The sequence below is a fragment of the Cyanobacteria bacterium FACHB-DQ100 genome, assembly GCA_014695195.1.
In the GTDB taxonomy this organism is placed as follows: domain Bacteria; phylum Cyanobacteriota; class Cyanobacteriia; order Leptolyngbyales; family Leptolyngbyaceae; genus Leptolyngbya.
In genome coordinates this window covers 1-20,786 of record JACJNW010000021.1, presented here as the reverse complement: position 1 = coordinate 20,786, position 20,786 = coordinate 1, and the positions used below count along the sequence as shown (strand labels likewise).

General features: G+C 48.8%; 25 protein-coding genes. 3 read left to right on the top strand and 22 right to left on the bottom strand.

The genetic code is table 11. The features are described 5' to 3' along the window. Nucleotides 1–306: 306 nt before the first annotated feature. The 3 genes from H6F51_06555 to murJ are packed head-to-tail and all read right to left on the bottom strand — an operon-like array spanning nt 307 to nt 2,779. Nucleotides 307–741, bottom strand: coding sequence for an MEKHLA domain-containing protein (locus H6F51_06555; GenBank protein ID MBD1822154.1), 435 nt, complete (start codon nt 739–741; stop codon nt 307–309). Continuing rightward, on the bottom strand, nt 738–1,160 hold the full coding sequence (locus tag H6F51_06550) for a DUF393 domain-containing protein (GenBank protein MBD1822153.1): 423 nt from the start codon (nt 1,158–1,160) through the stop codon (nt 738–740). The genes H6F51_06555 and H6F51_06550 overlap by 4 nt, the downstream gene beginning before the upstream one ends. After that, nucleotides 1,157–2,779 (bottom strand): murein biosynthesis integral membrane protein MurJ, encoded by a 1,623-nt coding sequence (gene murJ / locus H6F51_06545; protein ID MBD1822152.1) that lies wholly within the window; start codon nt 2,777–2,779, stop codon nt 1,157–1,159. Before murJ ends, H6F51_06550 begins: the two co-directional genes overlap by 4 nt. 106 nt (nt 2,780–2,885) lie before the next feature. Between murJ and panB the strand changes: the two genes are divergently transcribed. Continuing rightward, nucleotides 2,886–3,665: a 3-methyl-2-oxobutanoate hydroxymethyltransferase gene (panB, locus tag H6F51_06540; GenBank protein MBD1822151.1), complete on the top strand. Its 780-nt coding sequence runs from the start codon at nt 2,886–2,888 to the stop codon at nt 3,663–3,665. Nucleotides 3,666–3,724: 59 nt separating this feature from the next. Here panB and sat read toward each other — a convergent pair whose 3' ends face one another. The 19 genes from sat to cax all read right to left on the bottom strand — a co-directional run bounded on the left by sat (nt 3,725) and on the right by cax (nt 17,355). Then, nucleotides 3,725–4,888, bottom strand: a complete 1,164-nt coding sequence (sat, locus tag H6F51_06535) for a sulfate adenylyltransferase (protein ID MBD1822150.1) — start codon at nt 4,886–4,888, stop codon at nt 3,725–3,727. An 85-nt stretch (nt 4,889–4,973) separates the two neighbouring features. Further along, the gene (locus H6F51_06530) at nt 4,974–5,450 is read right to left on the bottom strand and encodes a hypothetical protein (protein MBD1822149.1); all 477 of its coding nucleotides are present in this window, start codon (nt 5,448–5,450) and stop codon (nt 4,974–4,976) included. Between the two features lie 404 nt (nt 5,451–5,854). Next, the gene (prfA, locus tag H6F51_06525) at nt 5,855–6,970 is read right to left on the bottom strand and encodes a peptide chain release factor 1 (GenBank protein ID MBD1822148.1); all 1,116 of its coding nucleotides are present in this window, start codon (nt 6,968–6,970) and stop codon (nt 5,855–5,857) included. Between the two features lie 92 nt (nt 6,971–7,062). Further along, nucleotides 7,063–7,281 (bottom strand): 50S ribosomal protein L31, encoded by a 219-nt coding sequence (gene rpmE, locus H6F51_06520; protein MBD1822147.1) that lies wholly within the window; start codon nt 7,279–7,281, stop codon nt 7,063–7,065. A 36-nt stretch (nt 7,282–7,317) separates the two neighbouring features. Next, on the bottom strand, nt 7,318–7,725 hold the full coding sequence (gene rpsI / locus H6F51_06515; GenBank protein ID MBD1822146.1) for a 30S ribosomal protein S9: 408 nt from the start codon (nt 7,723–7,725) through the stop codon (nt 7,318–7,320). A 3-nt stretch (nt 7,726–7,728) separates the two neighbouring features. Beyond that, a complete protein-coding gene (rplM, locus tag H6F51_06510; GenBank protein ID MBD1822145.1) occupies nt 7,729–8,184 on the bottom strand; it encodes a 50S ribosomal protein L13 in 456 nt (151 codons plus the stop codon). A gap of 15 nt (nt 8,185–8,199) precedes the next feature. Beyond that, nucleotides 8,200–9,048, bottom strand: coding sequence for a tRNA pseudouridine(38-40) synthase TruA (gene truA / locus H6F51_06505; GenBank protein ID MBD1822144.1), 849 nt, complete (start codon nt 9,046–9,048; stop codon nt 8,200–8,202). A gap of 1 nt (nt 9,049) precedes the next feature. After that, complete coding sequence (gene rplQ / locus H6F51_06500; GenBank protein ID MBD1822143.1) at nt 9,050–9,400, bottom strand: 50S ribosomal protein L17; 351 nt, start codon at nt 9,398–9,400, stop codon at nt 9,050–9,052. A 9-nt stretch (nt 9,401–9,409) separates the two neighbouring features. Further along, nucleotides 9,410–10,348 carry a DNA-directed RNA polymerase subunit alpha gene (locus H6F51_06495; protein MBD1822142.1) on the bottom strand — a complete coding sequence of 313 codons (939 nt, stop codon included), beginning with the start codon at nt 10,346–10,348 and terminating at the stop codon, nt 9,410–9,412. Between the two features lie 96 nt (nt 10,349–10,444). Continuing rightward, a complete protein-coding gene (rpsK, locus tag H6F51_06490; GenBank protein ID MBD1822141.1) occupies nt 10,445–10,840 on the bottom strand; it encodes a 30S ribosomal protein S11 in 396 nt (131 codons plus the stop codon). A gap of 65 nt (nt 10,841–10,905) precedes the next feature. Further along, on the bottom strand, nt 10,906–11,289 hold the full coding sequence (gene rpsM, locus H6F51_06485) for a 30S ribosomal protein S13 (GenBank protein MBD1822140.1): 384 nt from the start codon (nt 11,287–11,289) through the stop codon (nt 10,906–10,908). A 93-nt stretch (nt 11,290–11,382) separates the two neighbouring features. After that, nucleotides 11,383–11,496 (bottom strand): 50S ribosomal protein L36, encoded by a 114-nt coding sequence (gene rpmJ, locus H6F51_06480; protein MBD1822139.1) that lies wholly within the window; start codon nt 11,494–11,496, stop codon nt 11,383–11,385. Between the two features lie 79 nt (nt 11,497–11,575). Further along, nucleotides 11,576–11,809: a translation initiation factor IF-1 gene (infA, locus tag H6F51_06475; GenBank protein MBD1822138.1), complete on the bottom strand. Its 234-nt coding sequence runs from the start codon at nt 11,807–11,809 to the stop codon at nt 11,576–11,578. 102 nt (nt 11,810–11,911) lie between these two features. After that, a complete protein-coding gene (locus tag H6F51_06470) occupies nt 11,912–12,178 on the bottom strand; it encodes a type II toxin-antitoxin system mRNA interferase toxin, RelE/StbE family (GenBank protein ID MBD1822137.1) in 267 nt (88 codons plus the stop codon). A 2-nt stretch (nt 12,179–12,180) separates the two neighbouring features. After that, nucleotides 12,181–12,387: a hypothetical protein gene (locus tag H6F51_06465; protein ID MBD1822136.1), complete on the bottom strand. Its 207-nt coding sequence runs from the start codon at nt 12,385–12,387 to the stop codon at nt 12,181–12,183. Between the two features lie 284 nt (nt 12,388–12,671). Then, nucleotides 12,672–14,141 carry a DUF697 domain-containing protein gene (locus H6F51_06460; GenBank protein ID MBD1822135.1) on the bottom strand — a complete coding sequence of 490 codons (1,470 nt, stop codon included), beginning with the start codon at nt 14,139–14,141 and terminating at the stop codon, nt 12,672–12,674. A gap of 106 nt (nt 14,142–14,247) precedes the next feature. Continuing rightward, entirely contained in the window at nt 14,248–14,427 is a 180-nt protein-coding gene (locus tag H6F51_06455; protein ID MBD1822134.1) for a 30S ribosomal protein S21, read from the bottom strand. Between the two features lie 133 nt (nt 14,428–14,560). Beyond that, nucleotides 14,561–15,844, bottom strand: a complete 1,284-nt coding sequence (locus tag H6F51_06450; protein ID MBD1822133.1) for a hypothetical protein — start codon at nt 15,842–15,844, stop codon at nt 14,561–14,563. Nucleotides 15,845–16,260: 416 nt separating this feature from the next. After that, entirely contained in the window at nt 16,261–17,355 is a 1,095-nt protein-coding gene (cax, locus tag H6F51_06445; GenBank protein MBD1822132.1) for a calcium/proton exchanger, read from the bottom strand. A gap of 502 nt (nt 17,356–17,857) precedes the next feature. Here cax and H6F51_06440 point away from each other — a divergent pair. Next, nucleotides 17,858–20,353 (top strand): DUF3536 domain-containing protein, encoded by a 2,496-nt coding sequence (locus H6F51_06440; GenBank protein ID MBD1822131.1) that lies wholly within the window; start codon nt 17,858–17,860, stop codon nt 20,351–20,353. A 321-nt stretch (nt 20,354–20,674) separates the two neighbouring features. Continuing rightward, nucleotides 20,675–20,786 (top strand): photosystem II q(b) protein (locus H6F51_06435; protein MBD1822130.1); only part of this gene is annotated, 112 nt, incomplete at its 3' end.

Below are 20,786 nucleotides of genomic sequence, written 5' to 3'. Positions count from 1 at the left end.
CTGCTGGCTGGTTTTGTGAAGCAAACTTGACATTCAATATTCTAGTCCTTCTTCCTATAGATAGACGTAGATCTTTGACAGATTTGCAGGTTCTTTATTTATTTCTTGAATGCGATTGATGCAGTTCCCGAATGTCGGGAAACTGAGCCGAAAAAGTAGGACGATCGGGGTAGTTTCTGTAGCAAAGGTCACTAAAATATTTATTTTTTGAAGACGATTTCCTTAGTGAAGAACCGCAGCTTCTATTCCAAAGTCATCACGAAGCAAAGCAGTTTAAATTAAGCAATTTTTCTTCATGAACAAGCTTTACAGAATAAATTTCCACGTCGAAAATGTCGCTGCCTGTCCACAAGGTTGGTTTAATTCATCTAACACTGTCCAAAGGATCACATCTTCGATCCAGAACCGTTTACCCGTGCTAGAAATGCGGACTCCACGATAGTCACTGATATAACCCTGCGCTTTTGCTTGAGCGAGCAGCCGCGATCGTTCTTCTTGGCTGACAGGCTCAGCAGATTTTCTTGAAGGCAATTGCGTGAAGGTTTCCCAGTCCATTTCCCATAGCGTTAGAGCTTGCCGATTGCCATAGTTAAAGATCGGATCAGGTTCAGTGCCATGAGAAACGACGACAAACGGAGCCTCAAATAAAGCTTCGGGCGTTTGAATCAGCGTTTTTCCTGTCCAGTGATGAAAGCTATCAATTAAACGCTGAGCCTGTTGAAGTTGCCAGGGAGAATTCATTTCGAGAAATACTGGTCGCAAGCTGTGTCACAAGCAGGATAAGCGGTTTGATAGGGACTCGATCGCCGACCAAATAAAGCATATCGATTGTCGCGCACCTGCTCGTACACGCGATCGCCCACCCATTTCATGCCAGGTAGATTTCGGTAAACGGTGACAAATACATTTCCCACCGGAAGCAGTCGCCCAATTTCTTCGGCAGCATCGCTTCCTTGCCATCGGCGATCGGGTGTCACATTATCAATTAGAATCATGCCCATTTCGCAATCTTGAGCGGTAATGCCGAATTGAGCTAATCCCGCTTCATCCTGCATTGGCAGATATTGAAAGCGATCGCCCTTATCAATCTGTTCTAGAACTTGAACCAAATTCGAGCAAAGATTACAGTGCCCGTCATAAATCACAGTGTAAGGTTTCATCGGCGGAGGCGTTGACGAATACGATCGGTAAATAGGTCTACTTCTGGTAATCTTAGCTGACTTGCAATCAGAGCGAAGAGTCCAAGCCCAACCGAACCCGCGATCGTCATCTGCGCTAATGCAAGCCAGAAGCCGTTAAGACTGGAAAAATTCGCGAGCGCATTCGAGATAAACCAGCTTGCGGTTCCGGCAATAAAACTGCCAATCGTCAGCCCTAAGATCGGATAGCTCCATTCCAGCAGGGGTAATCGATTGAGTCTACGATCGAGAAAATATAGCAGTGCGAAGACTGAGAGAATATTCACGCTCACCGTTGCTAAAACGATTCCAACAATGCCAAAGGGTCGGTAAAGTAGAAAGTCAAACAACGCATTGAGAAAGATATTGACAATACTAATTCTGAATGGAGTATCGCCATCTCCAAGCGCGTAGAATACTCTCACTAAAACATCTCGACTCAGGTAAACGAACATTCCCGCAGCATATGCCATCAATACCGACGCGACTAATTGAGTTGCTTCCGGTTGAAAGGCTCCCCGTTCGTAAACCACTCGCACGATCGGAGTCGAAAGCGCGATCGTTAAGGCACTTAGAGGCAACATCGCGATCGCGGTAATCAAAAGTCCCTGCCGAATGCGCGCCTTGAGTTCATCTGCCTGACTCGGATCAGCCAACCGAGAAAAGATCGGTAGAAATGGCACCAGGATCATATTTGAAAGCAGTCCTAGCGGAGTTTGAACCAAAAGATTGGCGTAATCCAAGCTAGAGATCGCTGCAACCGCGTTTGGCAGATAGGCAGCAAACGTCAAATCCGTGATCACATTAATTTGCAGCATTCCCGACGAGAACAGCGCAGGCCCCATGACGCGAAACACTTCCCGTACACCCGGATCATTCCACACAAAGCGAATCCGAAATCGTCCTAATCCCGATTGTCGCTGCGCCCAGAATTGCGCGAGCCACTGTAAAACCGTTCCCAACAGTGTGCCGATCGCGAGAACCATTCCCCCAATCAGCGCATAGTTCGGATTAGTCGCTTGAGTTCCCGCAGTCAGGATAAAAATTCCAATGCCGATGATTAATGTCAGGCTAGAAAGCAATGGACTAATTGACGGTAGCCAATATTGATCGGCTGCGTTTAACGTACCAAAGCCAATTCCGATCATGCCGGCAAACCAAGCGATCGGAGCCATGATTTGCAGTTGTTGAATTGCGATCGTTCTAGTCTCTAACCCTTGCGCGGTCTGCCTTAATCCACTTGCCAGCAAATCAATAAAGAACGGCGCAAAGAAAAAAACAATCAGTGACACCACTAGAAAAACAAGCCCGATCAGTGTCGAAATTGCTTCGACGAGCGGGGCGGATTCTTCTTTTCGACGTTTTGCTAAAGCGCTGACCATCGCACTGTGGAACGGGCCGTTAATCCCACCGAGCAAAATCAAAAAGAAGCTTGGAATAATGACAGAAATATCGTAAGCGGCTTTTGCTGTCCCGACTCCAAACGCAAACGCGATCGCTAGCTGTCGAATCAGTCCTACCACTTTGCTGATCAGCGTTGCGATCGCGACAATTCCCGCGATGCCTGCAAGGGAGCGTTTAGGTTTCGGAGTTTCAGTCACAACAGGGTACGGCAAAAAGACTTCACCTATTTAATCATCTTGTGTTCTTCCCAAACATTCAGACTGAAAGATTAAGATAGATTCACTCCTATTCTTTGATTGTCCGATGCCCGTTACGCCACAACACCTGATTCAGTGGAAACAACAACAGCGATCGATTGCCATTCTTACCGCTTGGGATTACGCGATCGCGTCGATTCTCGATCGTGCGGGAATTGATGCCATTTTGGTCGGAGATTCACTGGCAATGGTGGCACTCGGACACGATACAACGCTGCCGCTCACGCTTGATGAAATGATTTACCACGCAAAAGCGGTGCGACGTGGAGTAAAAGAAGCACTTCTGATCGTAGATTTGCCGTTTCTGACATATCAAGAAAGTGTGCAGCAAGCTCTGCACTCCGCAGGTCGCATTCTCAAAGAAACGGGTGCGGGTGCCGTGAAGCTAGAAGGCGGCTATCCAGTAATGGCGGAAACGGTTTCGCGGTTAGTGCAAGCGGGAATTCCGGTGATGGGTCATGTGGGATTAACGCCGCAATCGGTTCGGCAAACGGGATTTCGGCAACAAGGACGATCGACTGAAGCGGGAGAGCGAATTTTGTCTGAAGCGATCGCGCTCGAACAAGCGGGAGCCTTTGCGATTGTACTCGAACACATCCCCGCAGAATTAGCGCGAACGATTACGCAAAAGCTGACGATTCCGACCATCGGCATCGGGGCGGGAGCGGGTTGTGATGGTCAAGTGCTGGTGACTTCCGATGTGTTGGGGTTGGGAACGTGGAAGCCAAAGTTTGCGAAAGCGTATCTGGATTTGAATACGTTGATTACGCGATCGGTGCAGGAATATTGTGAAGAGGTGCGATCGGGCAAATTCCCGGTGGAGTAATCAAGTGCTACCAGATACTTAGAGAGGCGTTTCGGCGAAACGCCTCTCTCCACGTTGATCTACACCTTCATTGCTTTCGCCAATTCCGTCGCGACCTCTGGACGTGAAAACTCAGGCGGCGGTAATTCTCCCCGACGCAGCATTTCTCTCACCTTCGTCCCTGACAAATGCACGCGCTCTTCTGCTGAACTCGGACTGGTTTTCGTCGTTGCCATTCCTTGGGTGCGCTTGCAGTAGAAAGCGTGTTCAAACTTCAGAGGCTGAATGCCTAGTGCTGCTGGGTCAAACTCATCAAAGATGTATTGAGCATCGTAGGTGCCGTAGTAATCACCCACTCCAGCGTGATCACGTCCCACGATAAAGTGAGTACAGCCATAGTTTTTCCGCACTAGCGCATGGAAAATGGCTTCACGCGGCCCGGCATAGCGCATTGCTGCTGGATTAATCGCCAGAATCACGCGATCGTTGGGAAAATAATGCTCCAGCATAATCTCGTAACACCGCATCCGAATGTCTGCCGAGATATCATCTTCTTTTGTCGCACCAACCAAGGGATGCAGAAACAGTCCATCTACGGTTTCGAGCGCACATTTAATGATGTACTCATGAGCGCGGTGAATCGGGTTGCGGGTTTGGAAGCCGACGACCGTTTTCCAGCCTTTTTCTTGGAATGCAGCCCGTGATACTGCCGGATCAATCTGATAAGTCGGAAACAACGGATGCGGGTCGCGCTCCAACAGCCATACATCTCCTGCCAAATTCACATTGCCCTGACGGTAAACAACTGCCACGCCCGGATGCTTTTCCTCATCGGTGCGGTACACTTTCACCGCTTCTCGCGCTTTGTCGTAGGTGTATTTCTCGCTCAACTGCAACACGCCGATATAGCGTCCAGTCGGATCATCCAACCGCACCAAACTACCTTCCTTGAGCGGTGCGGCGACCTCTTCCGTTACCGAGAGCGTCACCGGAATCGACCAGGGCAACCCGTTCGCCAAGTGCATTTCTTCGACGACACGATCGTAGTCTGCTTTGCCCATAAATCCGGTCAGGGGACTAAAGCCACCGATCGCAATCAGTTGCAGATCAGAAACGGCTCGTTCGTCGAGTTGAACACGCGGGAGAAAGTCCGCTTTAGAGAGAAATTCTTCGCGCTGAGCGCCCGTGACAATGCGATCGATTAGCTGTCCGCCGTGCGGTGCGATTCCGTTAGGATGACTCATGTGGTGTAGAGAGATGAAAGGGTGGAATTACCACTTTCCCGATCAGAAAAGCGGTCTTTAATAAACTTAGCAGGATGTGGAACGATTAGGCGTTACTTGATAGAAAGGGAATCGGATCAGCAATGGGGTCGCGTACTGTTTCGCCCTGAAGCTTTGCCCAATACTGGCTGAGAAAATGAATTTGCCGCAGCCCCACGATTAGGTTTAATCCGGGAACGAAGATCCACCAGATGACCAAGGGCGGCTTGAGCCCGTCTCGCTCATACAATTCATTCACTGTGTGATACAGCCGAAACTGCACAATATAAATCCAAGCAATTCCAAGTAACGAGAACCATCCAAACCAACCGGGGGCATCCGGGTCAAACAAGGTCAATGCTTGCGGCACTGCAACTCCAAGCACAAATGGTAATAAGCAAACCGTACCTGACCAGCCTTTGCCGTTGTAGGTGCGTAATTCTTCCTGAATGATCCATTTGTAATAGCCGTAATATAGTAGTCCGGTTAAGCCTGAGAATAAAATGACTTGCCAAAGAGGACGCGGTTTGCCGAGGATAGACATAGTGCGATCGCTTAAGGGTGCGCTGAAGGCACCGCAGAATGCTTTACCTTTCTTAATCTATTCTGTTTCCGGGTCGAACACAATCTGATGCACCGTTTCAGGCAGTAATCGTCGCATGATTTTGAGATATTCTTCGGCTTGGGTGCGGGTGCGAAATTGCTGAACAACGATTCGCTGCATTTAGGGCAAGAGGCAAACGATACACCAGGGATGTAAGCGTGCCCAGTAATTTTGAGCAGCCGAATCAGGAACCGCATCGTTCGGAGGATGAGCTGGTATCTTAAGTGCCGTCTCCAGTTATGAGATCGGCGATAGCTCTTCCGTTTTCCAGGCTGAAAGAGCTACCACGTTTAAGCTAAAGCAATTAAAGGCTACCCAGTCAGCCTCTTTGTCTCCAGAAATCATCATTTGATTGCTGCCTCATTCCCACTTTCAGCCGCTAATTGCTCTAACCGCTCCTGCTGATCCTGGGAAATACAAGTCTCTATCACATCCTCTAGATCGCCTTCTAACACCGGATTCAATGCGAAGTTCTGCCCCAATCGGTGATCCGTTACGCGATTGTCTTTGTAGTTGTAGGTGCGAATCTTCTCCGATCGCTCTCCCGTCCCAACTTGCGATCGACGCATCGAAGTGATCGCATCTTGCTGCTCTCGCAACTTAATGTCATACAACTTCGCCCGGAGAATCTGCATCGCTCGTTCTCGGTTTTGAAGCTGCGATCGCTCCTCGGTACAGAACACCCGAATTCCCGTCGGCTTGTGGATCAAATCCACTGCCGTCTCAACTTTGTTGACGTTCTGACCACCTGCACCGCCTGATCGCGCGGTCTTCATTTCAATATCTTTCGGATCAATGTGAACTTCCACATCATCCACTTCAGGCATCACAGCAACGGTCGCGGTCGAAGTGTGAACCCGCCCGGATGCTTCTGTCACCGGAACGCGCTGAACTCGGTGAACGCCTGCTTCAAATTTCAGCTTGCTGTAAACGCGATCGCCCTGAATTTCCATCACGGCTTCCTTAAATCCGCCCAAGCCCTCTGCTAGTGATTCACTCGCCATTTTGACGCGCCATCCTTGACGTTCGGCAAAACGTGAATACATTCTGACCAAATCACCCGCCCAAATGCTGGCTTCATCGCCCCCGGTTCCCGCCCGAATTTCTAACATGATGTTCTTGTCATCATTCGGATCGCTCGGTAGCAGGAGAATTTTCAATCGCTTTTCTAATTCTTGCAGCTTGGATTGGAGTTCTTCCACTTCCATCGCTGCCATTTCTTGCATTTCCAGATCGCCGCCCGATTCTTTTAAGAGCTGACGCGCTCCAGCAAGGTCTTTTTCCGTCTTGCGCCAAAGCTCATACGTATTGACCGTTTCTTCTAACGACGATCGCGATTTTGCCACGCGCTGGAACTCACCCGGATCTTTAGCAATATCCGGGTCAGCCATGCGGCGCGTCAATTCGTTAAAGGTTTGCTCAACCGAATTTAGTTTGTCAATCAAGTATGCTTCAGCCATCGGACTCGCCTCAAAAAATAGAAAATTTCGGTGAAAAGACAATCGCGGCAACTCAAAACGCGATCGTCGAGTGAGTTTTCAACCGAATTATCCTATTTTTGTTCTTCGCTCATGCCGTACTTCCGCAAGAATCGCTCGACTCGTCCCTCAGTATCAATGATCTTCTGAGTTCCAGTGAAAAACGGATGATTGCCCGACCACACATCAACGTGCAGTTCCGGCCTGGTCGAACCTACCGTCGCAACATGTTCACCGTTACAGTAAACCTTTGCTTCGGGATACCAGTTCGGATGGATGCCTTTTTTTGCCATTGCCTTATCTCCAGTGTCCTATACCGATTGTAACAATTAGCGCTTCGAGAACTGAGGAGCCTTCCGGGCTTTGCGAAGACCGTATTTCTTCCGTTCTTTTGCTCTCGGATCACGGGTTAAATACCCTTCGACTTTGAGCGGCTTCCGGTTTTCGGGATCAAGCTGGCATAACGCACGCGCCACACCGAGTTTAATCGCGTCCGCTTGTCCGGTCAAACCGCCACCGTGAGCCGTCACCAAGACATCGTATTCACTTTCCAAACCTAGGGTTTCTAAGGGTGCTTTCGCGCCAGAAAGGTACTCAGCGTTGAATTGCAGGTAAAGATCACCGGGCTTGCCGTTGATCGTGATGGTGCCATCTCCTGGAACCAATCGGACACGAGCGATCGCGTTTTTACGGCGACCGGTGCCTTGATACATCACTCTTCCTTCAGTAGCTTGCATCGATTACTTCTCTCCCGGAATCGTCTTGATTTCTAAAACTTTGGGTTGCTGTGCTGCATGAGGATGATCTGCACCCGCATACACTTTCATCTTGGTGAACAGTTGGCGACCCAGCGAATTTTTTGGCAGCATTCCTTTGACTGCTTGCTCGATAATGCGCTCTGGCAATCGCGCTTGCAGCTTTTCAAAAGATTCGGTCTTCATTCCACCCGGACGACCGGAGTGACGGCGATACACTTTCTGACTGGCTTTTTTGCCCGTCACGGCGACTTTATCGGCATTGATCACGACGACAAAATCGCCTGTGTCTAGATGCGGTGTGTAGGTCGGCTTGTTCTTACCGCGAAGAATCATCGCGATTTCAGTCGCTAAACGACCCAGGCGTTGATTCGTTGCGTCTACAACGTACCAATCGCGCTGGATCTCGGCGATCGGAGGTAGATAGGTTTTGTTTTCCATGAGCTTGAGGTTTGGTTAAAAAGGAGTCAGTTCGGAAGCAGTCGATCGCGGCAAAACCAGTTTCGGCTGCGAATCAAACCAGAGTTCCGGGGGAAATGGCATATCCGGATAGCCCACTCTTAGCAAGCAGAGTCCTTGAGGCGGAGCCGCATACCGAACTTCATCGCGCCGTTCTTCTGTCCACAAGCGCGTAAAGTCTTGCACTGATCGATCCCCCCGTCCCACTTCTACCAGCAGTCCGACTAGAAGCCGCATCATGCCATACAGAAATCCACTTGCCTGAACTTCAATATAGAGAAACGGGTCTTGTCTCACGCATTCCGCCGCTTGAATATCGACCCAAGCATGAGGACGGCTCGAATTTGCCCTCTGAAACGCTGCCATGTGATGGCGACCGATCATCGGATCAAGCGCTTTCTGAATTTTTGATTCATCAAGCGGGGCGTGGTAGTAGTGCCAGGACAGCGATCGAGCGAATAAATTCGGTCGCGCCTCGGTATAGATCGTATAGCGGTATCGTCTCCAGGAAGCCGAGAATCGAGCGTGCCAATCCGGAGAAACGGCTGCCGATGCTCGAATCAACACATCATCGGGAAGTCGAGCATTGATCACGTCTGCCCATCGGTGTGGCGGGATCAGGGAAACCACATCGAAATGTGCCACCTGAGCCGCCGCATGAACGCCCGTATCGGTACGTCCTGCCGCATGAATCACCACCCGATGCCCTACTACAGAAGCGATCGCGGTTTCAATCTCTTCTTGAACTGAGCGATGATTCGGTTGCCGTTGCCACCCATAAAATCGAGTGCCCAAATACTGAATCAGTAGAGCGACTCGTTGGGGGGACGGCTGAACAGTTGCCATTTTAGGTCAATTCGATAATTGCCATTTCAGCATTGTCACCACGACGACGAATCGTTCTCAAAATGCGGGTATATCCGCCTTTGCGATCGGCGTATCGTTCCGGAGCTTGCTCGAATAAAGCATGAACAAGCTGCTTGTCGTAGATATATCCCATCGCTTGACGACGAGCCGCAAGGGAGCCGTCTTTTGCGAGGGTGATCATTTTTTCAGCTTCCGATCGCACTGCTTGAGCGCGAACTTTGGTCGTTTGGATTCGACCGTTGCGGATTAGTTCAGTCGTGAGCGCTCTCAGGAGTGCTTTTCGCTGATCCGCAGGTTTGCCCAGCATGGGGACTTTGCAACCGTGACGCATAGCTTGTTACTAGGATTTAGATTTTTCTTGCGGCAGGGTAATCCCCAACCGTTGTTGCAGTGCTTCGACCACTTCTTCCGCAGACTTAGCACCGAAGTTTTTGATTTCGAGCAGGTCTTCTTGGCTGTAGTCGAGCAAGTCCGCGACCGAATTGATTTGAGCACGTTTCAGGCAGTTATAGGCTCTGACTGAGAGTTGCAGTTCTTCGATCGGGATTTGATTTTCGATCCGCTCATCGTTGAGATCGTCACCATCCGAAGGCTCGAACGTGATGTCTTTCAATGGATTAAACAGATCGACCAGGATATTTGCCGCTTGACTCAGCGCTTCTTGCGGAGTCAAACTGCCATTTGTCCAGATTTCCATGATCAAACGGTCTTTTTCAGCCGTTCCACCCTGGCGAGCATCCTCAACGCTGTATTGCACCTTCCGCACGGGCATGAATACAGAGTCGATTTGCAAAAAGTCGAGCGCGGTATCATCAGTGAACTTTCCAGCTCCCCGATAGCCTTTACCCTTCTCGATTTTGAACTCCATCTCTAACGTTGCGTTCGGAGCAAGCGTTGCAATGTACTGATCCGGATCAACCAGTTCAACTTCCGAAGGCAAATCAAAGCTTTCAGCCGTTACCGTCGCTGCACCTTGAACCAGAAGCCGACCGATCTGAGGCTGGGACGAATATGTTCTGAATACCAGCTTCTTCATGTTCAGCATGATATCCAGCACGTCTTCTCGCACTCCCGGAATCGTCGCAAACTCATGCGTTACGCCTGCGAGTCTCACGGCGGTTACGGCTGCGCCTTCTAAGTTCGACAGCAACACGCGACGAAGGGCATTCCCTACCGTCGTTCCTTGTCCCCGATCTAGCGGCTCCAAGATGAACTTGCTGTATTGGCTTTGATCCTTATCCGTCGTGGTATCAATACATTCGACCTGAAACTGTGCCACGGATTAGCCTCCCTTTCTCCTTGCTTGTGAGGGTTATCCCTCGATTTGACATCCAACCCGTTTCGTGCAGTCCATTATAGACAGCAAAATCGCGCATTAGACGCGACGGCGCTTGGGTGGGCGACAACCGTTATGAGGAATCGGGGTCACGTCTCGGATCAGGGTGATTTCGATGCCAGTCCCCTGTAAGGCTCGAATCGCGGTTTCACGTCCCGCACCGGGACCGCTCACCATGACTTCAAGTTGGCGCATTCCTTGATCCATTGCCCGACGTGCGGCTGCTTCGGCAGCGGTTTGTGCCGCAAAGGGAGTTCCCTTCTTTGCACCTTTGAAGCCGCTCGATCCGGCAGATGCCCAGGAAATCACCTCGCCTTGAGTATCTGAGATCGTGACGATCGTGTTGTTGAAGGTCGATTGAATATGGGCGACTCCACTAGGGATATTCTTTTTCGCCTTGCGCGGGCCCGTTTTCCGCTGCGGTTGTCTTGCCATGTCAACTCTCTTAAATTTACGCTGCTACGTTCCTACAAGCTGTGATTGCCCGGAGGCAATGCACATTATTTCTTACCAGGGGCTTTTTTCTTCCCGGCAACCGTCCGACGACCGCCTCGCCGAGTCCGCGCGTTGGTCCGAGTCCGCTGACCCCGCACAGGTAATCCCATCCGATGCCGCCGACCGCGATAGCAACCAATATCCATCAATCGCTTGATCGACATCGATTCAAACCGCCGCAAGTCTCCTTCAATCTGATAGCCGCCTTCCACTGCTTCCCGCAGGGCTGCGACATCCGCTTCGCTCAGGTCTTTCACTCGCGTATCAGGATTGACTCCTGTTTTCGCGATGATTTCTTTCGATCGGGTAGGCCCGATTCCATAGATATATCGAAGACCAATTTCCACTCGCTTATCGCGAGGCAGGTCTACGCCCGCAATCCGCGCCACGCTGATTCTCCCTAAAACATAGATAAACAGTCGAAAATGTCTGCCGCGATCGAGGGCTTTCCCCGCTTCGGCAGACTTGCACACGCAGTCTTGTTAACCCTGGCGTTGTTTGTGCTTCGGGTTTTCACAGATCACCATGACGCGCCCCTTCCGACGAATGACGCGGCATTTTTCGCAAATTCGTTTCACTGACGCTCGTACTTTCATGCCCTATCTCGGCAACATTACAAACACAATATCCTATCAATTTTATATAGCGCTTGTCAAAGAGATCTTTTAATGCCGACTAACGACCACCTTTATTTTTCAGTCGGTAGGTGATGCGTCCTTTGGTAAGGTCATAGGGGGTGAGTTCGACCTTGACACGATCGCCCGGCAGGATCTTGATATAGTTGCGCCGAATTTTTCCAGAGATGTGTGCGAGTACGTTGAAGCCGTTGTCGAGGTCTACCCGGAACATGGCGTTCGGGAGTGAATCGACGACAGTTCCTTCCATTTCAATTAGGTCTTGTTTAGACAAGCGGCAATTTCCTCCAAATAGAACAGGTCGGGGTTGAATTTTACCCTATACGAGTGTAGATCATTCAACCCCCTTTCGACATTTTTTGGAGGAAGGGAGCAATCAATACACTTCATCGTGAGTGCCGACATCGACAAAAACTGCGTTTCCGTCTTCTGTGAAGTAAAACACGACTCGCTCATCGTATTCGAGACTGAAGCTGTAAAGATCTTTGAGCTTGCCAGATAGCTTGTGTGTTCTCAAACTCGGATCGAATGGATTAGCGATAAATATTTCTAGCTTTGCCAAAAATCGAGCCTCTAAATCCGTCTTGCCTTTGACTCGTTTCTTGAAGGCAAGTCGAAATGATGGACTAAAACTGACTTCCAGCTTTACTCTTCAAGCAATTGCTTTAGTTCATTGAGATTTGAAGAGAATTTCAGTTCACTGCGCTGCTCCTCAAGTCGGCTTTGTTGATAATTCGCGTAAATTTTCTCGCGCCGCTCTTCCCGCAAATACTGAGCTAGCAGGGCTTGAATCTCCTGTTTTTCCTCAAAAGATAGGGTTTTAATCGTTTCTACTACATCGTTGAGGCTCATAGCTCGAATCATACTTTTGCTATCACGTCAAATATAATTCGATTTTGGTTGGGTAGATTGAAGAACTGCGATCGTAATTACAGCGAAGATGAGTTTTATGCCTAATTATCCTAAGTACCACAACAAACAAAAGGGTTAGAATTCCCAGCGCCAGAAATCCGAATGAGAAGACGAAGCTATTCGGGGACGATCGTCTATTCCTTTCAGCTAGGCACATCTCCTGAAGGCATTGTGCAGGCGTTTCCGTTGCTCACGCTTGAGCAAGTTTGTGGAACGATCGCTCCCTAAGTTTTACTTGCCTTCGCCTGTCGCGCATGAAGATCAAGCTTTGCCCGTAGTTCGTCCTTAATCCGATTCATAATCGAGTCCTCATCGAGTGAGGCAAGAATTCTCGTGACAACTGCTTTCGGGCTTTCTGTCCCCCAAGACGCATCATTGGCAAGATAAGCTTTGGTCACTTGAGCGATCGCATAAGTCGAAACACCTGCAACCGCTCCTTGAGTGAGCGCGACCGAAATGTAAGGCGCGATCGACAGTCCCCCAGTCGCCGGAATTGATAGTCCTAGCAATCCCTTCAGCGAATTTAATCCCAAATTCGCAAGCAGTTCACTTGCTGAAATTCCACCCATCGCTACTGCAATGCGCTGAAGCAATTTCACCGCGCCTTGCTGCGTCATATGAATGCCGTAGAGCTTCGACAAGCTCATAATCATTGCTACATCGATCGCAGCACTGCCAATCAAGTCGAGAACCATAATTGGATTGACGGCAGTAGCGATCGCTTTTGTCATTACGCCGTTCCAAATCACACGACTGGCGTTTTGTTCTCGAATGGCGAGTTTGCGCTGAAGTAAGCGATCGTGAACATCATCTGCAAACAGCATCGAATTCAGTGCAACCAAAGATTTTCCTTCTCGATGCAGCACTTCGAGAATTTTCAATTTGAGATCTTCAACTTGCGGTCCTGCTTTAATCATCTGGGCAGACATTCGTCCATCAGGGCGTTTCACCGCTCTTGCAATCAATGGAGAAGCTGCCGCCATCACAATTTCATCTGGTGAAAGCAGTTCCTTAACTCGTTCATCCCGAATTTTTTGATAAATGCTCATGCGATCGGCATCGGGATACTGATCAATTTTGTTAAACACCAGAATGATCGGTTTCCCAACTTCTCGCAGTTCCGAAAGCGCTTGAAACTCAACCTTCGTAATGTCACCTGAAACGATGAACAGCAGCAGATCCGCCTGTTGAGCCACTTGACGCGCTAAAGCTTCTCGCGTCTCTCCGTTGACCTCATCGATTCCAGGTGTGTCGATTAATTCGATTTGAGAGTGACTGGTACTCGGCAACTTCACGCGCAACACTGCTTGATCGCTGCCTGCGATCGCTTCACTCGCAACGCTCCATTGAGCCGACTGCTGCGATCGCGTCACGCCATGAATTGCACCTGTCTCAAAAATTTGTTGACCTAAGAGCGCATTTAAGAGCGAAGATTTTCCGCGCCCCACCATCCCAAATGCCGCAATCTGAACTACAAGACGATCGAGTTTCTCTAGCATCGTCCCTAGTCCGCGAATTTCTGACTCCAACCCCGATCGCTCCTGAGCCGTTAAATCTAGATTCTCAACTAGCTCTCGTAGCGTCGTTTGCGCCTGTCGATAATTTAGCTCAGCTTGGATCTCATCAAACCCAGAAATCGCTTCGTCTAGTTCCTGATCCAAGGGTTTGCCAACGTCGGAAATGGAGTCAGTCATAAATTCACGGAAAGAAGAGCAGCGTACTTCTCACATCCTAGCAATGCTCCCAGTCAACCGTTTTTAATAAAAAATCGATTCTTAATCTAAGAATCGACTGTCACCGTTAGCGGTAGCGGCGATTGCGTCGAGCGACGATCGCTTTACGCTTGCGCTTTTCGAGCGGGGTTTCAAAATGACGGTGCGATCGCAGGTCTGCTAAGATTCCAGCCTTTGAAACTTGACGCTTAAATCGACGCAGCGCTGAATCGATTCCTTCGTTTTCTCCGAGAACCACTTGGGTCATGCTGTATCCTCCAATTGAATCAAAAGTTTTGGGTTTCTCATCGGACTAAAAATGGCTGTCCATACATGAGTATGCACAGCATTCTAGAGAATGAGCATCCTACCATCGTGTAGATTAACATAAATCCCAACCGCTAACGCACAAGCTGATGCACAAAACACAAATTTAAAGTGCTGAAGTTCGTAGTTAAAGCAAGCTGTAGATTTTCCATTGCCGCAATTAGCCACTGAACGCCATCGCGACTGTAGCTTTCGTAGTGATGAAACAAAATCGAAAATCGCTTCTCTAAGTAAGGCTTAATTCGTTGACAGAGCAAAACGATTTGCAGCAGAAGTCGCGTGGTTGAGGTCGCACCCAAGTTAGATAGCAAATCAACGAGTACAAAATGCTGCGGATTTTGAGCGCTTTCGACGACAAGAAAATTCAGCAGTTGGCTACAAGTCCGCAGCATCAGAAAGTCTGTCAGCGGCTGTGATTCGCTCTCTGAATGAATGTCATTCAGCAAATTAGCAAACTGCCGATTGAAGTGCCGCTTGCCGTAAGCTGGGTTCACAACATCGGTGAGATAGCCATACAGATCTCTTTTGAATTCCCGATACGATCGCACTTCCTGACAATGAGCAGAAAATCGCTGCGCTACTTCGCGACAGGTATCATTCCCGTTCACTTTTCCGGTGAATTCGTGTAGGGCGGCGCTGAGCGATCGTTCATCTAATAGCGTTGGATTTTGCACCGGATAAATGACGCGATCGCGTCCCGGTGTAGCAGTATCACTCACAGCGCAACGAACTTGGTAAGTTACATACTTGGAAAGGTCGATTTCAAATTGCTTTTGTCGTTCCACCTGAAGCTGGCGAATTGAAGCTTGTTGACTCGCGGGTGTTCCCTCAGTCACAAGGCAATGTTCATATAGATAGGGGTAACGGCGGATTAGTGTTCCGAAGCGCTCGGTTTCGATCGAGAACTCCGCAGGCTGCAAAACAGTTGCCAAGCGCTTAAGCGTGAGGTACTGCTCGGTGCTTCGGAATGCTTGAATCAAATGACGCTGTTGCTTGATAATGCGCGATCGATAAAGGTCTGATGTAACTGGACGAGTCGGAGCTAATTCAAACAGGGCGATGAGTTCTGCGATCGCGCTGTAGCACTGGGGTCGCGATTGCCAGCGATTGATTAGAATATGGCAGCAACGATTGAGAATAAAACGGAAGTCTTCGCTGGAGTTCTTGGACTGCACAAGGCGATCGAGGTCTTGTTGCAGAGTAGCATTCGGATGGCCAGTTGCTTCAATGAATAGAAGGCGAAACCGTTCCGTCAATGCTTGCGGCGATTCGTTTTGAACCAGGTATAAAAGGTAATCATAGAGCCGCTGTTCCTCCGGCAGAATTCCCCGACTTTGATAAATAGACTCAGCAATCATGGCTCTAGCACCTCTTAACCCCAGACTTCAGGAACATAGATTTAATCAGCGGATTCAATCGACTTCAAGCAAGCTTGACCGGGGCAAGGTCAAAATACGGGCAATCATAATCGAACCCACGCAGGCTCGGTGTAATCTGCGTCACTCACCAAATCTTTACACAAATATCCGCAAGAATCCTGCGTATCTTTTACTACTGCTTATGGTCACTATTTTCCAGATTTTATCCTGCAATCCGGGAAAAACTGGAAATTTACGTAGACTTTAAAAACGCAAATTTTACAAGCTCTCTGATTCGAGGATCGTAGCGACCACGAAAATGGTTGAATTTGGCGGAGTATCGCGATCGCAACGTTCAAGTTCTTTGGGTAGCTGTCGGGCAGAAAGTGTGATCGCGTCCTCAGTAATACACTTAGCTATGCCATTACTGGATGAAAATAAAAGGCGAGTCCTAGCACTGTGTAGGCTGCTAATAATAATGTTCCTTCTAACCAATTCGATCGACCATCAGAGCTGATCGAATTCGTGATTAACACCGCAACCGCCACTGCAACCAACTCAAACGGATTAAAATTCAAATCCATCGGTTGTCCAATTAACCAGCCCACAATCACCAACACCGGAGCGACAAACAGCGCAATCTGCAAGCTTGAGCCTACAGCAACCGAAAGCGATAGATCCATTTTGTCCTTCATAGCTACCGTGACAGCAGTAGCGTGTTCAGCGGCATTTCCAATGATCGGCAGCAAAATTACTCCTGTAAAAAGTGCCGTCAATCCCAGCTTCTCTGTAGCAATTTCTAAACTATCGACCAGTAATTCCGATTCAACTGCAACCAGCACTGTACAAACGAGTAAAACAACAGACCACAACACAAGATTCGGCTTTTTGGTTTCATGGGCTAAGCTCGCCGCCGCAAGTTCTTCTTCTGCTACACCCGCATCATAGAGATAAGTATGAGTTTTCATCGAGAACAGAAGGGTGAGGGTATAGACGCTAATTAACACGATCGCAACTGCAACCGACAAAACTTGCAGCGTTGATGGCTCGATTCCTGATGAAGTGATATTTACTGCTGTCGGCAACAAAAGTGCAATCACCGCCAAATTCATTGATGAAGCATTCACTCGTGCCACGATCGGCTGAAATTCCTGCTCTTTATAGCGCAAGCCGCCTAGCAGCATTGCTAAGCCCATAACCAAGAGCAGATTGCCGATAATCGAACCTGTGAGACTAGCTTTTACAACATCAATTAGACCTGCATTTAGAGCAACTAGGGCAATAATTAGCTCAGTTGCATTGCCGAACGTTGCATTCATCAAACCGCCCAACGTTGGACCGACAACAACCGCAATTTCCTCGGTTGCAGTTCCCATCCAGGCTGCTAGAGGTAAAATTGCCAATGCTGCCGTGGCGAAAACAACGAGTGATCCCCAATGGAGATAGTGAGCCGCGATCGACACCGGGATCATCACGAGCAATGCTGTAAAAACTATATTCTTGAATGACATTCGCGTTTCTAGATGAGAAAATCGTCCTCAATAGGATACTCACGATCGGCGCTGACGGCAGCATAATTCTTTGTGTTTTGCTCAACGCTTTACATCACAAAGAATGAACTTTGGTGGCACGATCGTAAAATTCTATATAAAGATCTTAAAGAACTTTAGGAACAGGTCTAAAGTGCGATTCAATCAGAAGAGATGATCGCAGAACGATGAATCTCGCATTTTATTCGTCATCCTGCTTTCACATCAGCGTTGTCACAATCTAACTCAACTTATTGATTCCCATTCCAATAGAATCAATCTTGAGTTAGGTTGTGGTTTTTTTCGCGCTTGCTAAGGTCAGACACAGCATCATCTCCGCTCTGTGCGATCGAGAAACCTCCGACTGATTTTAGTTTTGAGAAAACCGCTTCTACTGCGATTTTTTTAAGTTTGATACGTTCTGCTTACACTCCGATGTGCTGCTGTTGCGAGTGTGAGTGTCTTCTTAGGTGGAACTTAACCCATGACCTCATCCCGCTTGTCTGCTGCCGATCTCAATACTCCAAACCCCGCTGCGGTAAGCGATCCTGTTGAAACTGCGATCGGTGTTTATGTCGCAGTACATGGACATTTCTATCAGCCTCCTCGTGAAAATCCTTACTTGGATGCCATTGAGCGACAACCCAGCGCCGCTCCATTTCACGACTGGAATGAGCGAATTCATCACGAATGTTATCGTCCAAATGCGTTCGCTAGAGTGCTAGATGAGCAAGGACGACTGTTGGGGATCGTCAATAACTTTGAGTATCTAAGCTTCAATATTGGCGCAACATTGATGAGTTGGATCGAGCGGCATGATGTGGAGGTATATCAACGCATCGTTGATGCCGATCGTAAAAGCTGCGATCGTTTAAACGGGCATGGCAATGCGATCGCTCAAGTCTATAACCACATCATCATGCCGTTGGCGAACGATCGCGATAAGCGGACACAGATTCGCTGGGGAAAAGCAGATTTTCGATCGCACTTCGGACGCGATCCCGAAGGAATGTGGCTCGCTGAAACCGCAGTTGATTATCCAACCCTGAAGATTTTGATCGAAGAGGGGATCAAGTTTATTGTTCTGGCTCCATCGCAGGCAGAACGCTGTCGAGCTGAGAATGATTCTACCTGGATGGAAGTGGGCGGAGGTCAAATTGATCCCACTCGCCCCTATCGCTGTTATCTGCAGTCAGGTGATCCTGATTCTTCTTATCTAGATATTTTCTTCTACGACGGTCCGATTTCTCGTGACATGGGCTTTGATTCAGCCTTGAGCAGTTCTCATCATCTCGCGAGTCGTTTGAGCCAAGCGGTACGCGGGGATCATCGTCCCACTCAGCTAATCTCAGTCGCAACCGATGGTGAAACTTTCGGGCATCACAAAGGTGGCACTGAGAAATGCTTGGCATATGCTTTTATTGAGGAGTTTCCAAGACGCGATTGGACAGTCACTAATTTCGCGCACTACCTTAGCCTTAATCCACCGGCGTGGGAGGTGGTGTTGAAGCCCGTTACCGCTTGGAGTTGTGCGCATGGAGTTGATCGCTGGCAGGATGACTGTGGCTGTGGAGGCGGCGGTCTATGGCACCAAAAATGGAGACGACCGCTGAGAGAAGCACTGGATTGGCTGCGGGATCAGTTGATTCGCGTGTACGAAGAGGAAGGGAAAAAGCTGTTTGATGATCCTTGGCAAGCGCGAGATGAGTATATCGAAGTCATTCGCGATCGGGCTTCGGTACCAAAGTTTCTTGCTCGGCATCAGTCGCATAAATTGAGCAGTGACGATCGTTTAGATGCGTTACGCCTGCTAGAAATGCAGCGTCATGCGTTGTTGATGTACACAAGTTGCGGCTGGTTTTTTGAAGAGCTTTCTCGACCAGAGGGGGTGCAAATTCTGCGGTATGCCTCACGAGCGCTTGAACTTGCTGGAGATGTAGCAGGGCTTCAGCTTGAAAAAAGTTTTATTAAACGACTGGCATTGTCTCCAAGCAATGTAGATTGCTTCAAAAATGGTGCGGAAGTGTATCGTCAACTCGTGATTCCCGCTCAAATCACGTTCGAGCAGGTTGCAGCCCACTACGCAATCTCTTCTCTGTTTACAACTTATGCACGAGAACAGCGCGTTTACTGCTACAGCACGTCTCAGTTGGACTATCAGATTCAGCGCTTGGGATCGGTAACGCTTGCAGTCGGTCAGCTACAACTCACGTCTGAGATTACTCGCGAGAGTCAGCATTTCGTCTTTGCAGTGCTGCATTTATGCGGCTGGGATTTTCAGTGTTGTATTCAACCCTTTGCGGGACGGCGGAACTATACGCAGGTGAAAGAGCAGCTTTTTGAGAAGCTTGCACAAGGTAGCGCCGCTCAAGTCATCCTGAAAATGAATCAACTGTTTGGGGATGTGGCTTACAGTTTGCAGGATTTGTTTGCAGAGGAGCGACATCGAATGATGAGGTTGCTCACTCAAGAGACCCTAACGCGCTTAGACCAACTTTACACACAAGTCTATCGCGACAACTATGGGGTTGTAATGGCGTTTCATCGCGATGAATTGCCTGTACCCCAGGAGCTACAAGTCGCGGCTGAAATAGCACTCGGACATCGACTGCTGCTAACGCTGCGATCGTTCGAGCAAGATGCAGAGGATCTGGACTCAACTTTGATAATTTTGGCGCAGTTGGAAGCGATCGCAACTGAAGCAGTTCATCTGCACTGTCAGCTTCAGCAGCCAGAGGCGCGTGAAATTTTGCAGCGATTGATCGAACGAGCGTTGTGGACACTCTTTAACGAACGTGAAATAGAAAATTCAGACTCTCAAGTTCATGTCTTAGAGCGGTTGATCACGCTCAGTGGACAGTTTGGACTAAACGTTTCTTTCACCAAGAGTCAAGAGCTATTTCACCAGTGGTTGCATCGATCGCCCACAATAACCCCTGCAATCGTCAATTTAGGACGCAAGCTAGCGATCGTAATTTAATGGATGGGTTCGCAACCTCGTTACGGATTGAAACAAGAGAGCGGATGTCGTTCTCTCGGTTTTAGTTCGTATTATTCGTTTACAATTGCTTCTGCCTCTTCTCAGTCTTGACTAAAGAGTGCCTTCGGATGCTCAGAAGCCGCTCTGGGATGGGGCAGAGCATTTGAAGTCAGATACTTTTTTGTACTCTTGATCTACTCCTTCAGATGGAGAATCTGAGAAACGATCGTTAAAACGCTTTACAAATCGAAATTTTTTCTCTACTATGTAAAGTGTGGTTAACACCACTTACATCATTCTTCAAATTGTAATTATCCAACCATGACAACGACCTTACAGAGACGCGAAAGCGCCAACCTGTGGGCGCAGTTCTGCAACTGGGTGACCTCGACCGACAACCGCCTCTACGTAGGCTGGTTCGGCGTGTTGATGA